At 71.2% G+C, this 12,704-nt stretch carries 15 protein-coding genes; 3 read left to right on the top strand and 12 right to left on the bottom strand.

All coding sequences use genetic code 11. The annotated features are described in order from the left end of the window. Nucleotides 1-5 precede the first annotated feature (5 nt). Together bsaP and bioB are read right to left on the bottom strand one after the other, a co-directional pair. Nucleotides 6-200 carry a biotin synthase auxiliary protein BsaP gene (bsaP, locus tag AIIKEEIJ_RS10455; protein ID WP_006941314.1) on the bottom strand — a complete coding sequence of 65 codons (195 nt, stop codon included), beginning with the start codon at nt 198-200 and terminating at the stop codon, nt 6-8. Nucleotides 201-209: 9 nt separating this feature from the next. Then, on the bottom strand, nt 210-1,223 hold the full coding sequence (gene bioB, locus AIIKEEIJ_RS10450; protein ID WP_044476206.1) for a biotin synthase BioB: 1,014 nt from the start codon (nt 1,221-1,223) through the stop codon (nt 210-212). Nucleotides 1,224-1,355: 132 nt separating this feature from the next. Here bioB and AIIKEEIJ_RS10445 point away from each other — a divergent pair, with 132 nt between their 5' ends. Next, on the top strand, nt 1,356-2,018 hold the full coding sequence (locus AIIKEEIJ_RS10445) for a TetR/AcrR family transcriptional regulator C-terminal domain-containing protein (RefSeq protein WP_065922503.1): 663 nt from the start codon (nt 1,356-1,358) through the stop codon (nt 2,016-2,018). Between the two features lie 80 nt (nt 2,019-2,098). On the opposite strand, the gene AIIKEEIJ_RS10440 is transcribed toward AIIKEEIJ_RS10445, so the two are convergent. From AIIKEEIJ_RS10440 to AIIKEEIJ_RS10425, 4 genes are read right to left on the bottom strand one after another with little or no spacing between them, the layout of a single operon-like run. Then, nucleotides 2,099-2,845 (bottom strand): succinate dehydrogenase/fumarate reductase iron-sulfur subunit, encoded by a 747-nt coding sequence (locus AIIKEEIJ_RS10440; protein ID WP_006946166.1) that lies wholly within the window; start codon nt 2,843-2,845, stop codon nt 2,099-2,101. Nucleotides 2,846-2,847: 2 nt separating this feature from the next. Then, nucleotides 2,848-4,764, bottom strand: a complete 1,917-nt coding sequence (locus AIIKEEIJ_RS10435; RefSeq protein WP_006946168.1) for a fumarate reductase/succinate dehydrogenase flavoprotein subunit — start codon at nt 4,762-4,764, stop codon at nt 2,848-2,850. Between the two features lie 58 nt (nt 4,765-4,822). Beyond that, the gene (locus tag AIIKEEIJ_RS10430; protein WP_161995598.1) at nt 4,823-5,638 is read right to left on the bottom strand and encodes a hypothetical protein; all 816 of its coding nucleotides are present in this window, start codon (nt 5,636-5,638) and stop codon (nt 4,823-4,825) included. After that, on the bottom strand, nt 5,635-5,919 hold the full coding sequence (locus AIIKEEIJ_RS10425; RefSeq protein WP_006946170.1) for a hypothetical protein: 285 nt from the start codon (nt 5,917-5,919) through the stop codon (nt 5,635-5,637). The genes AIIKEEIJ_RS10430 and AIIKEEIJ_RS10425 overlap by 4 nt, the downstream gene beginning before the upstream one ends. A gap of 268 nt (nt 5,920-6,187) precedes the next feature. Here AIIKEEIJ_RS10425 and AIIKEEIJ_RS32545 point away from each other — a divergent pair, with 268 nt between their 5' ends. Both AIIKEEIJ_RS32545 and AIIKEEIJ_RS10420 read left to right on the top strand, forming a co-directional pair. Beyond that, nucleotides 6,188-6,340, top strand: a complete 153-nt coding sequence (locus AIIKEEIJ_RS32545) for a hypothetical protein (RefSeq protein WP_006946171.1) — start codon at nt 6,188-6,190, stop codon at nt 6,338-6,340. 35 nt (nt 6,341-6,375) lie between these two features. Beyond that, nucleotides 6,376-6,804, top strand: a complete 429-nt coding sequence (locus AIIKEEIJ_RS10420; protein WP_029544103.1) for a hypothetical protein — start codon at nt 6,376-6,378, stop codon at nt 6,802-6,804. Between the two features lie 108 nt (nt 6,805-6,912). Here AIIKEEIJ_RS10420 and AIIKEEIJ_RS10415 read toward each other — a convergent pair whose 3' ends face one another. From AIIKEEIJ_RS10415 to AIIKEEIJ_RS10390, 6 genes are all read right to left on the bottom strand, one after another. Next, the gene (locus AIIKEEIJ_RS10415) at nt 6,913-7,362 is read right to left on the bottom strand and encodes an ATP-binding protein (protein WP_006946173.1); all 450 of its coding nucleotides are present in this window, start codon (nt 7,360-7,362) and stop codon (nt 6,913-6,915) included. A gap of 94 nt (nt 7,363-7,456) precedes the next feature. Next, on the bottom strand, nt 7,457-7,846 hold the full coding sequence (locus tag AIIKEEIJ_RS10410; RefSeq protein WP_006946175.1) for an STAS domain-containing protein: 390 nt from the start codon (nt 7,844-7,846) through the stop codon (nt 7,457-7,459). A 62-nt stretch (nt 7,847-7,908) separates the two neighbouring features. Further along, nucleotides 7,909-9,195 (bottom strand): SpoIIE family protein phosphatase, encoded by a 1,287-nt coding sequence (locus tag AIIKEEIJ_RS10405; RefSeq protein WP_161995597.1) that lies wholly within the window; start codon nt 9,193-9,195, stop codon nt 7,909-7,911. Nucleotides 9,196-9,440: 245 nt separating this feature from the next. After that, nucleotides 9,441-10,136, bottom strand: a complete 696-nt coding sequence (gene bioD, locus AIIKEEIJ_RS10400; RefSeq protein ID WP_161995596.1) for a dethiobiotin synthase — start codon at nt 10,134-10,136, stop codon at nt 9,441-9,443. After that, on the bottom strand, nt 10,133-11,272 hold the full coding sequence (locus tag AIIKEEIJ_RS10395; RefSeq protein ID WP_006946185.1) for an 8-amino-7-oxononanoate synthase: 1,140 nt from the start codon (nt 11,270-11,272) through the stop codon (nt 10,133-10,135). Before AIIKEEIJ_RS10395 ends, bioD begins: the two co-directional genes overlap by 4 nt. 129 nt (nt 11,273-11,401) lie before the next feature. Continuing rightward, nucleotides 11,402-12,682, bottom strand: coding sequence for an adenosylmethionine--8-amino-7-oxononanoate transaminase (locus AIIKEEIJ_RS10390; protein ID WP_029544114.1), 1,281 nt, complete (start codon nt 12,680-12,682; stop codon nt 11,402-11,404). Between the last annotated feature and the right edge of the window lie 22 nt (nt 12,683-12,704).

Here is a 12,704-nt window from a genome sequence, read left to right as displayed (position 1 = left end):
CACGCTCAGCGACGTTCCGTCAGGCTCGAGTCGAGCGTCCCGTGCCGGGAGCACCGGGCCCACCAGCCGTCGGGGGCGACCTGCACGATCATCCGGCGCCCGCACTGCTCGCAGAACCGGGGCGGCTCGAGACCGAGCCGGGCCGCGGCCGGGACCGGGGCGTTCTCGTCGACGGGCCGGCCGGTGAACGGGTTGAACACGCCGGCCTCCTAGAGGGTCTCGCCGAGCGCCTTGATCGGCATCTTCAGCTCGCCGAGCAGGTCGATGTCGGACTCGGCCGGCCGGCCGAGGGTGGTGAGGTAGTTGCCGACGATGACGGCATTGATGCCGCCGAGGATGCCCTGCTTGGCGCCGAGGTCGCCGAGGGTGATCTCGCGGCCGCCGGCGAAGCGCAGGATCGTGCGCGGCAACGCGAGCCGGAACGCGGCAACGGCCTTGAGCGCCTCCGCCGCCGGCAGGACCTCCAGATCCCCGAACGGGGTGCCCGGGCGCGGGTTGAGGAAGTTCAGCGGCACCTCGTCGGGCTCGAGCGCGGCCAGGTCGGCGGCGAATTCGGCACGCTGTTCGAGGGTCTCCCCCATGCCGAGGATGCCGCCGCAGCACACCTCCATGCCGGCCTCGCGGACCATCCGCAGGGTCTCCCACCGCTCCTCCCAGCTGTGGGTGGTGACGACCTGCGGGAAGAAGGAGCGGGCGGTCTCGAGGTTGTGGTTGTAGCGGTGCACTCCCATCGCGGCGAGCTGGTCGACCTGCTCCTGGGTGAGCATGCCGAGCGAGCAGGCCACCTGGATGTCGACCTCGTTGCGGATCGCTTCGACCCCGGCGGCGACCTGGGCCATGAGCCGCGCGTCGGGCCCCCGGACGGCGGCGACGATGCAGAACTCGGTGGCACCGGTCTTGGCGGTCTGCTTGGCGGCCTCGACGAGGCTGGGGATGTCGAGCCATGCCGAGCGGACAGGGGAGGCGAACAGCCCCGACTGGGAGCAGAAGTGGCAGTCCTCGGGGCAGCCGCCGGTCTTGAGACTGATGATGCCCTCGACCTCGACCTCGGGGCCGCACCAGGTCATGCGGACCTCGTGGGCGAGGCCGAGAAGATCCTCGAGTCGCTCGTCGGGCAGCCGCAGCACCTGGAGGACCTGCTCACGGTCGAGTCCCTCGCCACGCCCCAGCACCTGTTCGCGGGCGAGGGTGAGGATGTCGGCACGGGCGGGGGCCTGGGTCACGGTGGTCTCCTGGAGGGTGCGGGTCACGGCGAACTTGAACACCGTTCACTTGAACGCTGTTCAGGCTAGGGTGGCGGTGGTCTACTGTCAACGCGACGGATGGTCGGGAACCAGGTACGACGGGAGCGAACGGTGCAGTTGCGACGCGGCGACGTCCTCGACGGCGCGATGGCGATCCTCGACGAGTACGGTCTCGGCGACCTGACGATGCGCAAGCTCGCCACGTCGCTCGGCGTCCAGCCCGGGGCCCTGTACTGGCACTTCCCCAACAAGCAGACCCTGCTCGGCGCGATGGCCGACCGCATCCTCGACGGCGTCGACGCCCCGTCCACCGCCCCCGCCTGGGACGGCGCACTCACCGAACTCGCGCACCGCTTCCGCGCCGCACTGCTCGCCCACCGCGACGGCGCGGAACTCGTCGCCGCGACCTACGCGTCGCGCCTGACCACGTCGCGCGTGCGGGAGGCGTTCGTCGCGGCGGGCCTGCGGGCGCGGTTGTCCCGCGCCCACGCCGAACTCGCCGGGTACGCGCTGCTGCACTACGTCCTCGGCCACACCGTCGACGAGCAGTCCCGTCTGCAGCTCGCCGAACTCGGGGCGCTGACCCGCAAGCCCGTCTCCCCCGACGTGTCCACCGAGACCGCGGCCGGCTCGGACGACGACCTGCTCGACGGGGATCCGTCCGTGCGGTTCGACTTCGGCCTGACCCTGTTCGTCGACGGCATCCGCAGCCGCCTGCGCGAGGGCGATCCCGCTGCGTCGCGGCCGAATGTCACACCGGTGCAACCCACCTGAATGCATGTGACATTCGGCCACCAGGACGGACGGGGGTCGGCTGCGCGGTGGCCTGCTACCGGTGGGCCGAGCGGGTGGGGTCAGCGCCGGAACAGCTTGTTGCCGAGCCAGACGATCGGGTCGTACCGACGGTCGACGACGCGTTCCTTCATCGGGATCAGCGCGTTGTCGGTGATGTGGATGTTCTCCGGGCACACCTCGGTGCAGCACTTGGTGATGTTGCACAGCCCGAGTCCGTGCTCCTCCTGCGCGGCGGTGCGCCGGTCGGCCACGTCGAGCGGGTGCATCTCGAGTTCGGCGATCCGCATCAGGTACCGGGGACCGGCGAACGCCTCCTTGTTCTCCTCGTGGTCGCGCACCACGTGGCAGACGTTCTGGCACAGGAAGCACTCGATGCACTTGCGGAACTCCTGCGACCGCTGCACGTCGATCTGCTGCATCCGGTACTCCCCCGGCGCCAGGTCGGGCGGGGGCGCGAACGCCGGGATCTCCCGGGCCTTCTCGTAGTTGAAGGACACGTCGGTGACCAGATCGCGGACCACCGGGAACGTGCGCAGCGGGGTCACGGTGACCACCTCGTCCTCGGCGAAGACCGACATCCGGGTCATGCACAGCAGCCGCGGACGGCCGTTGATCTCCGCCGAGCAGGACCCGCACTTGCCGGCCTTGCAGTTCCACCGCACCGCCAGGTCGGGAGCCTGGGTCGCCTGCAGCCGGTGGACGATGTCGAGGACGACCTCGCCCTCGTTGACCTCGACGGTGTAGTCACGCAGTTCACCGCCACCGCCGTCGCCGCGCCAGATCTTGAATGCCGCCCGGTACCCCATGGCTACGGCCTCCGTCCCGGATGTTCCGCGAGTTCGTCGTCGGTGTAGTACTTGGCGAGTTCCTCGAAATCGAACAGCGCCAACAGGTCCGGTCGCATGGGCACCTGCTGTTCGGGTGCCACCGTGACATCCGGGATCGACTCGTCACCACCGTCCGTGCGGCACACGAGCAGCGTCCGGCGCCAGTTCGGGTCCATCGACGGATGATCGTCGCGCGTGTGCCCGCCGCGGCTCTCGGTGCGCAGCAACGCCGCCCGGGCCACGCACTCGCTCACGAGCAGCATGTTGCGCAGGTCCAGGGCGAGGTGCCAGCCGGGATTGAACTGCCGATGCCCCTCCACGGCGACGTTCCGGATCCGCGCCCGCAACGCGCCGAGGACGTCGAGGGCACGGGCGATCTCGTCGGCGCGCCGGATGATGCCCACCAGGTCCTGCATGGACTGTTGCAGCCCGGTGTGCAGGGTGTAGGGGTTCTCCGCCGTCGCGGGCTCGGCGGGATCGAACGGGGCCAGCGCCGTGCGCGCCGCGGCCGTGACGTCCGCCTCGGCGACGCGCGGGCGGTGCCCGAGGCCCTGCACGTAGTCGGCGGCGCCGAGGCCGGCGCGCCGGCCGAACACCAACAGATCCGACAGGGAGTTGCCGCCGAGCCGGTTCGACCCGTGCATGCCGCCCGAGCACTCGCCGGCGGCGAACAGTCCGGGCACGGACGCGGCACCGGTTTCCGGATCGACCTCGATGCCGCCCATCACGTAGTGGCAGGTGGGGCCGACCTCCATCGCCTCCGCGGTGATGTCGACGTCGGCGAGCTCCTTGAACTGGTGGTGCATCGACGGCAGCCGCCGGACGATCTCCTCGGCGGGCATGCGCGAGGCGATGTCGAGGAACACCCCGCCGTGCGGGGTCCCGCGACCGGCCTTGACCTCGGAATTGATGGCGCGGGCGACCTCGTCGCGCGGCAACAGGTCCGGGGTGCGGCGGTTGTTCTCCTGGTCGGTGTACCAGCGGTCGGCCTCCTCCTCCGTCTCCGCGTACTGGCCTTTGAACACCGGTGGGATGTACGAGAACATGAACCGCTCGTTCTCGGAGTTCTTCAGGACCCCGCCGTCGCCGCGCACCCCCTCGGTGACGAGGATGCCCTTGACGCTCGGCGGCCACACCATCCCGGTGGGGTGGAACTGGACGAACTCCATGTTGATCAGGGCGGCCCCGGCCCGCAGCGCGAGAGCGTGACCGTCGCCGGTGTACTCCCACGAGTTCGACGTCACCTTCCAGGACTTGCCGATCCCGCCGGTGGCCACGACGACGGCGGGCGCCTCGAACAGCACGAACCGGCCGGACTCGCGCCAGTACCCGAACGCACCGGCGATGCGGCCCTCGGCGTCCTTCAGCAGTTCGGTGACGGTGCATTCGGCGAACACCCGCACCCGGGCGTCGTAGTCGCCCGTGGCGGCGTGGTCCTCCTGCTGCAGGGACACGATCTTCTGCTGCATCGTGCGGATCAGCTCGAGGCCGGTGCGGTCACCGACGTGCGCCAGCCGCGGATAGGTGTGACCGCCGAAGTTGCGCTGGCTGATCCGGCCGTCGGGGGTGCGGTCGAACAACGCACCGTAGGTCTCGAGTTCCCACACCCGGTCGGGCGCCTCGCGGGCGTGCAGTTCGGCCATGCGCCAGTTGTTGAGGAACTTGCCTCCTCGCATGGTGTCCTGGAAGTGCACCTGCCACGAGTCGTGCGGGTTGGCGTTGCCCATCGCGGCGGCGCAACCGCCCTCCGCCATGACGGTGTGCGCCTTGCCGAACAGCGACTTGCACACGACCGCGACCCGCAGTCCGCGTTGACGCGCCTCGATGACGGCGCGCAGCCCCGCCCCGCCCGCGCCGATGACCACCACGTCGTAGCTGTGCCGTTCGACGTCCGCCATCCAGTCCTCCTTCGCTGCCGAGTCGGCCCGGGGCCGGCGCCCGGGCCGTCGTCGTGGCTCAGCCGACGAACCGCAGGTCCGAGATGGTGCCGCTCGCCACGAGCATGATGTAGAAATCCGTGATCATCAGGGTGCCCAGCGTGGTCCACGCCAGTTGCATGTGCCGGGTGTTGAGCCGGGAAACCGCCGTCCAGATCCGGTAACGCAGCGGGTGTTTCGAGAAGTGCTTGAGCCGGCCGCCGGTGACGTGCCGGCACGAGTGGCACGAGACGGTGTACGCCCACAGGAGCAGCACGTTCCCCACCAGGATGAGGTTGCCGAGGCCGAAGCCGAACCCGCCGCCGGAACCGTGGAACGCGACGATCGCGTCGTAGGTGTTGATCGCCGAGATGACGAGCGCGACGTAGAAGAAGTAGCGGTGCGAGTTCTGGATCAGCAGCGGCAGCCGCGTCTCCCCCGTGTACCGGGCGTGCGGCTCGGCGACGGCGCAGGCCGGCGGCGCCAGCCAGATCGAGCGATAGTAGGCCTTGCGGTAGTAGTAGCACGTCAGCCGGAATCCGAGCAGGAACGGCAGCGACAGGAACGCCAGGGGGATCCACATGGGCAGCTCGCCCACCCACGTCCCGAAGTGCCGGGCGCCGGGCACGCACGACGCGCTGACACACGGCGAGTAGAACGGCGTGAGGTAGTGGTACTCCTCCACCCAGTACGCGGTGCGCACGAAGGACCGAATCGTCGCGTAGACGACGAAGACGGCCAGCCCGAGCGTGGTGAGCACGGGCGGTTGCCACCACCGGTCGGTGCGTAGCGTGCGCGCCGCGATCCGGGCCCGCGTCGAGGACCGGACGCCGGCGCCTGCCGCGGGGACGCTCACCGCGAGCCGTGCAGGCCGCCGAGCCCCTCGTCGTCACAGTCGACGCCGCGGAAGATCTCGTCGTACGGGGTGTCGGGGATCGGAATCCGCTCGCCGGCCGGCCGGGACGTCTCGCGCGGCGGCGAAGCCGCCAGATCCTGCGCGTCGATGTCGAGCCGGTCCACGTCGTTGATCAGGCGGCGCACCGCAGCGGCGTCGCCGTACCTCGACCGGAGCGAGGTCAGGCAGTGCCGAAGGTGACCGATGGTGCGGTGCAGTTCCTGCATTTCGGTGGTGGACATTCGTACCTCCGAGAGGGCGGTCGGCACGTCGACACCTGCCGACTCGATGTGACAGCTATCACAGTACGACATTCGCGCGGCAACACATGCGAATCCGGCGATCGGCGCGTAAACGCCCCGCCGGGCGGCCTATCCGCCCCGGATCCGGACATTTCAGTCCAGGAAATGTGAAATCTCTGCTACAGGTTTCGAAAATCCCGCATCCGGGAAAGCTTTGGTGCCAGTGTGAAAACAGCTCGCGCTGAAGAGAGTAAGGACCGAAACCGTCATGCAGACCACCTTGTTCGCCTCCGCCGCTTCCCGTCGCGCCACGGCCTCGGCCGGCTCGGCCATGAGTACCGAGGAGATCAAGCGCCGCATCGAGGCGATGTTCGCCGAACCACGCACCGACGAGCGGTCGGCGAGCACCGGGCGCGCATGAGGTCGACGACGTCGATGTGGAAAGCAGGGGATCAGATGAGTTCAGGATCGATCGAAGGGGTACCGGCCGGCGAACTGCTGATCGTCGGTGACTGCTCCCGGGTGCTCGACGGCGCCCGCGGTGCCGAGCTGCGGACGTGGGCGCGTCACCACGGACTCGGTTTCACCGACACCTTCGCCCCGGGCCGGGTGGTGTGCGCGATCGTCACCGAGGAGGTGCTCGACGGCGCCTGCTCTCCCGCCGAGGCGATGACGATGCAGTCCGTGCGCGCCGCCGGCATCCCCTGCGTCTGCGTGCACGACGCCCCCGAACGGATCCTCGAGGCACTCGTCGAACACGACCTGCTCGGCGACACCGTGACCCGGTCCCGCGGGGACGTCACGGTGCCCGCCGGGACCGTGTGCACCTCGGTGTTCGCCCTGAACGGTGACGCCGGGGCCCGCCGGGACCCGCAACCGGCCTGACTCCGTCCACGAAATCGACTCCGGCCCCGGCGCGTCGTGCGCCGGGGCCGGAGTCGTTCGGTCGACCAGCCGTCGGGCGAGCAGGAGACGCCGCCCCGGCGGCCCGGATCAACCCGAGAAGGCCGAGGCCTCCTGCGGCAGGTGCCAGCGCATCGCCACCACGGTGCCGTCGGAATTGACGGCCAGGTCGGTGTCCGCGGCCAGGTTCCGGATCAGCGTCAGGCCGTGCCCGCGCGAGCTCCCGGCGGTCGGCACGGCCGATTCCCGCCAGTGCCCGCGATCGGTGACGACGATCTCGACGCACCGGTCCTGAGGCGAGTACTTCGCCTCGAGGTCGACCGTGCCGTCACCGTCGGCGTAAGCGTGCTCCACCGCGTTCGCGAGCGCCTCGTAACTGGCCAGCAGCACATCCTGGCCGCCGACCTCGGCGAGCCGCAGGCCGCTGAGCCACCGATCGAGAGCCTGCCGCAGCATCGTCACCTGCGAGGCCTCGGCGCGTACGCCGCGGTAGTACAGTCCGGTCGTCAGAAAGGCTGGTGCTACGCCTCGCGTCTGCATCCTCGTTCCCTCGTCGTCGACAGGTCCCCGACCGGTTCGTGTCCGGCGTGCCAGGTCTCCGCCCGGCGCATGCCTCCCTGCCGGCCTTGTCGGCTCATGCCTCCGTGCCGGCCTTGTCGGCCTGCAGGGCGGCCAGCGCCTCGTCGAGGCGGCTGTGGATCGGGAACACCTCGTCGAGCCCGAGCAGCGACAGGGGCCGCGCGGTGGCCGAGCCCTGCGCGACGACGGCGTAGGGGATCGTGCCGGCGGTCTTCTTCGACAGGTCCACCAGCACGGCGATGCCCACCGAGGCAAGGAAGTTGACGGCACCCAGGTCCACGATCAGACCCCGGCACTTGTCGTTACCCAGGGTGGCGACGGCTTCCTCCTCGAGCTGCGGGGCGCTGACCAGATCCACGTCACCGGCCACCGACAGCACCGCGATGTCGCCGCTCCACGTCTGGGATACGGCCATGATCGGCTGTTCGGAAGTCGCTTCGTTCATCTGTCCATCATGCAAGACTCTGTCCTCCTGTGCGATAGCGGGTCCGATCCGGGGATCGGAAGTCAACGGGGTACACCCACGGCGAGCAGGGCGATGTCGTCCTGCGCCCGCAGGCTGGGAATCAGTTCGGAAAGCTCGGCGACGAGGCGGATCGGGGTGGCGTCCGGCACTCGCGCGGAGAGGAATGCGACGACGTTCTCCTCCCCGAAGATCTCCCGCCCGTCGGGGCGGGCCTCGGTGAGTCCGTCGGTGTAGAGCAGCAGCGTCTCTCCCGGCTCGAGGTCGACGGTGCACGCTCCGAAGCGGGCCTCGGGCAGCGCGCCCACCAGCATGCCGCGCACGCCGACCGCAGCGCACACCGCCCCCGAGCGCCGCAGCAGCAGCGCGGGCGGATGCCCGCCGGTGGCGAGGGTCACCCGGGCGCCCTCGCGACCCTCGAGGTTCGGTTCGATGATCCCGAGCAGCACGGTGCAGAACCGGTGCTGCTGCGGGTCGAGCAGCAGGACGGTGTTGAGTTCGGCCAGCGCCAGCCGCGGGTCGGAGAATCGCACGGCGGCCGCCCGCAGCGTGTACCTGATCAGCGAGGTGACCGAGGCCGCGACGGGCCCGTGCCCCTCGACATCCCCGAGGAAGAACGCCCACCGGTCGTCACCGAGGTGGAACACGTCGTAGAAGTCGCCGCCGACCTGCTGGGAGGACGCCGCATGGTAGTGGCACGCGAGCTCGATGCCCTCGATGGCCGGCAGCGACGGCGGCAGCAGGGTCCGCTGCAGGGTCGTGGCGAGTTCGGCGAGCACGTGCCGGTCGCGCTCGGCCTGCAGCCGCAGGTCCCGTTCGGCCCGGACGGTGGCCAGCGCCGACAACCGCAGCTCCAGCTGATCCATCACCACCGACGCGAGGTCCTCGAGGACGGACAGGTCCGCGGCGGAGACCTCCCGGGGCCGGGTGTCGAGGACGTTGACCGTGCCGAGCCGGTAGCCGTCCGCGGTGGTGATGGGGGCGGCGGCGTAGAACCGCACCCCCAGCTCGCCGTGGACGAGGGGATTCTGCGCGGTCCGCGGGTCGGTCCGGGCATCGGCCACCACATAGGGACGGTCGCAGAGAATCGCGGAGGCGCACAGGCCCGGGTCGCGGTCGATCTGCCGCACCCCCTCGAGGCCGTGGGCGGCCTTGAACCAGATGCGGTCCTCGTCGACGATCGTCACCGTGGCGATCGGGGTGCCGAACCAGGACGCAGCCAGTCGGGCGATCCGGTCGAACGTGCCGTCGGCCGGGGTGTCGAGAATGTTGTAGCGGGAAACGGCCCGCATGCGGGCAGTCTCCCACTGCTGGTGATCGAGCACCGTCATCGCCTGCGCTGTCTCCTACACCGACTTCCGGTCCTGCCTCGGTCGGTGAAACACAGCAGTCGACACCCAACGCGACGAGCACTGCGTAGCACTGACGTAGGGACGCGTAGTCGGAACGCGTACCTCACAGGCACTACGGCTGGTGTCTCAACCGCATCGGACACCCTACCCGAACTCGCCGTCTTCGCACATTCGTTCACCTGCAGGAAACGTGCCGGGGCGCCGACCGGGGGCCGCGACGGGCGTCAGGATCGCATCGGCAGCCCGGTCCGGTCGGCCGGCAGCCAGCGTGCGGCCTGCTCGCCGAAGGCCACGGCGTCGAGGGCGCCACTGCCCGCCGGGATACGCCCGACGACGGGCACGCCGGTCACCTCGGGCAGGTCCTGCAGATTGCACCGCTCGGCCAGACCGGGCTGCTCCGGCCACGCGCCGATCACCACGCCCGCGCACCCGACGCCGCCGGCCTGCAGCGCGGCGACGGTCAGCGCGCTGTGGTTCAGGGTGCCCAGGGCGGGGGCCGCCACCACCACGGTCGGGGCGCTCAGCGCGGCGGCGACGTCGAGGAGGGTGAACCCGTCCGCTCCCAGCCGGACGAGCAGCCCGCCGGCCCCCTCGACGAGCACCAGGTCGTACGCGTCCGCGAGTGCCCGCACGGCGGTGACGACGTCGGGCAGGTGCAGCGGCGGCCGCCCGCTGCGCCGCGCCGCGGTGTCCGGTGCGAGCGGCTCCGGGTAGCGGGCCAGTTCGACGGTGTGGACCCGGTGCCCGGTGAGCCGGGCGATCTCGGCGAGGTCGCCGGGTGCGTCGTCGGCGACGCCGGTCTGCGCCGGTTTGCACACGGCGACCCGCAGGCCCGCCGCGGCGGCCACGGCGGCGTAGGCGGCCGTGACGACGGTCTTGCCCACCTCGGTGGAGGTGCCGGTCACACACAGGACGGTCATGCCCGCACCCCGGCCAGCACGTCGGTGAGGACGCTTTCGATGCGGGCGAGCTCGTCGGCGCCGAGATTCGCGCGCGCGGTCAGCCGCAGCCGGGACGTGCCCTCGGGGACGGACGGCGGCCGGAAGCAGCCGACGTGGACGCCCCGGCTGCGGCACGCCTGGGCGGCGTCGAACGCGACCTGCGGGTCACCGAGGATCACCGACACCACCGCCGACGTGGGGGCGGCGACGCCGGTGATCCGGGCCAGGTCGGCGGCCCGTTCGAGCACGGCGGTGGCCCGTTGCGGCTCGTCGCGCAGCACGCGCAGCGCACCGCGGGCGGCGCCGACGGCCGCGGGCGCGAGACCGGTGTCGAAGATGAAGGTGCGGGCGGCGTCGATCAGGTGGGCCCGCACGCGGGTATCGGCGAGGACCACGCCGCCCTGCGAGGCCAGGGACTTCGACAGCGTGGCGGTGACCACGACGTCGGGTTCGCCGGCGAGACCCGCCTCGTGGACGAGTCCGCGGCCCCCCTCACCGCGGACTCCGACCCCGTGGGCCTCGTCGACGAGCAGCAGTGCGCCGTGCGCGCGGCACGCCGCATGCAGTTCCGGCAGCGGCGCGAGGTCTCCGTCGGCGCTGAACACGGAGTCGGTGAGCACGAGGGCGCGCCGCTCGGTGCGGGTGGCGAGGGCCGTCCGCACGAAGTCGACGTCGGCGTGCGGGGCGATCTGCACCCGCGCGCGGGTCAGCCGGCATGCGTCGACCAGGGACGCGTGGCAACCCGCGTCGGAGACCACGAGGGTGTCGCGGTCGGCGAGGGCGGTGACGGCGCCGAGGTTGGCGGCGTAGCCGCTGGCGAATACGAGGCCGGACTCGGCGCCGGTGAACTCGGCGAGTTCACGCTCGAGCAGTTCGTGCTCGCTGGTGGTGCCCGTGACGAGGCGGGATCCGGTGGCGCCGCCGCCCCACCGGCGCAGCGCGGCGGTCGCGGCGGCGAGGACCTCGGGGTGCCGGACGAGCCCGAGGTAGTCGTTGGAGGCGAGGTCGACGGTGCCCGGTGCCGGGGTGCGCGGATGCAGGGTGCGGCGCAGGCCCGCCGCGCGACGGGCGTCGGCGACGTCGTCGAGCCACTGGAGGCTGGCGAAGGCGGTCATGTCGGCAGACCATACCTGAACACTGTTCAAGTGACGCTCCGGGCGGCCGATTCCTCCCCGTGCGGTGGCTGCCGGCGGTGACCGCCGCCCCGCGAGTTCCCCGCTCGTGACCCGGCGTGCCGGGCCGGATCAGGCCCGGGCCGCCGCGCACATCCCCGCGGCGATCCTCTGCACGTCGTCGGCGCTGCAGACGTAGGGCGGCATCGCGTAGATCAGGTTGCGGAACGGGCGCAGCCACACACCGGCCGCGACGGCGGCCGCCGTCGCGGCGCCCATGTCCACCGGCCGGTCCAGTTCGAGCACGCCGATGCCGCCGAGCACCCGCGCGTCCACCACGCCCGGCAGCTCCCGCGCCGGCGCCAGGCCCGCCTCGAGGCCGGCGGTCAGCGCGGCCACTTCGCCGCGCCAATCCCGTGACAGCAGCAACTCCACGGCAGCGACGGCAACCGCGCACGCGAGCGGATTGCCCATGAACGTCGGGCCGTGCATGATGCCGCCGCCCTCGCCCGCACTGACCACTTCGGCGACGGCCGATGTGCACAGCACCGCGGCCAGGGTCAGATAGCCACCGGTCAACGCCTTGCCGACGCACATGACGTCCGGCGCGACGGCCGCGTGGTCGGCGGCGAACAGCTCCCCGGTACGGCCGAACCCGGTGGCGATCTCGTCGAAGATCAGCAGCAGCCCGTGTGCGTCGCACATCCGGCGCAGCTCGTTCAGATAGCGGGGGTCGTGGAAGCGCATCCCGCCCGCCCCCTGGACCACCGGCTCGACGATCACGGCGGCCAGCTCGTCCGTATGGGCTTCGAGCAGCGCTTCGAACTCGGCGACGTACGCCGGATCGAACTCGCGGGGCGGCGCCGGGGCGAACACCTGCCGCTGCAGCACGCCGGTCCACATCGAGTGCATGCCGCCCTCGGGGTCGCACACGCTCATCGGCGCGAACGTGTCGCCGTGGTAGCCGCCGCGCCACGTCATGAGCCGGTGACGTCCCGGCCTGCCGGCCGCGCGCTGATACTGCAATGCGAGTTTGACCGCGACCTCCACCGACACCGACCCGGAATCGGCGAGGAAGACCTTGTCCAGACCGTCGGGGGTGATCTCCACGAGCAGCTCCGCGAGCCGCGCGGCCGGCTCGTGGGTGAGGCCCCCGAACATGACGTGGCTCATCCGGCCCAGCTGCTGCGTGACCGCCGCGTCGAGGACCGGGTGGCGGTATCCGTGCACGGCGGCCCACCACGAGCTCATGCCGTCGACGAGTTCCCGGCCGTCGGCCAGCCGCAGCCGGGTCCCGTGCGCCTCGTCGACCACGAGCGGCGCGGTCGATGCAGGGACGGCTCCGTAGGGGTGCCACAGGTGCGCCGCGTCGAGCGCGGCGACCCGGTCGGGACTCAGACGACGAACGGTCACGAGGATCGACTGTAGGCGTCCC

It is taken from the genome of Rhodococcus sp. YH1 (assembly GCF_009939605.1).
In the GTDB taxonomy this organism is placed as follows: domain Bacteria; phylum Actinomycetota; class Actinomycetes; order Mycobacteriales; family Mycobacteriaceae; genus Rhodococcus; species Rhodococcus aetherivorans.
This window is presented reverse-complemented; position numbering and strand designations above follow the sequence as displayed.

What these genes read in the sequence shown, in the direction of transcription:
- AIIKEEIJ_RS10395 (WP_006946185.1), bottom strand. Translation starts at nt 11,272, where the DNA reads ATGACCGCCTTCGCCAGCCTCCAGTGGCTCGACGACGTCGCCGACGCC.
- AIIKEEIJ_RS10425 (WP_006946170.1), bottom strand. Translation starts at nt 5,919, where the DNA reads ATGTCCACCACCGAAATGCAGGAACTGCACCGCACCATCGGTCACCTT.
- AIIKEEIJ_RS10440 (WP_006946166.1), bottom strand. Translation starts at nt 2,845, where the DNA reads ATGGGGTACCGGGCGGCATTCAAGATCTGGCGCGGCGACGGCGGTGGC.
- AIIKEEIJ_RS32545 (WP_006946171.1), top strand. Translation starts at nt 6,188, where the DNA reads ATGCAGACCACCTTGTTCGCCTCCGCCGCTTCCCGTCGCGCCACGGCC.
- AIIKEEIJ_RS10420 (WP_029544103.1), top strand. Translation starts at nt 6,376, where the DNA reads ATGAGTTCAGGATCGATCGAAGGGGTACCGGCCGGCGAACTGCTGATC.
- AIIKEEIJ_RS10410 (WP_006946175.1), bottom strand. Translation starts at nt 7,846, where the DNA reads ATGAACGAAGCGACTTCCGAACAGCCGATCATGGCCGTATCCCAGACG.
- AIIKEEIJ_RS10435 (WP_006946168.1), bottom strand. Translation starts at nt 4,764, where the DNA reads ATGGCGGACGTCGAACGGCACAGCTACGACGTGGTGGTCATCGGCGCG.
- AIIKEEIJ_RS10405 (WP_161995597.1), bottom strand. Translation starts at nt 9,195, where the DNA reads ATGACGGTGCTCGATCACCAGCAGTGGGAGACTGCCCGCATGCGGGCC.
- bioD (WP_161995596.1), bottom strand. Translation starts at nt 10,136, where the DNA reads ATGACCGTCCTGTGTGTGACCGGCACCTCCACCGAGGTGGGCAAGACC.
- AIIKEEIJ_RS10415 (WP_006946173.1), bottom strand. Translation starts at nt 7,362, where the DNA reads ATGCAGACGCGAGGCGTAGCACCAGCCTTTCTGACGACCGGACTGTAC.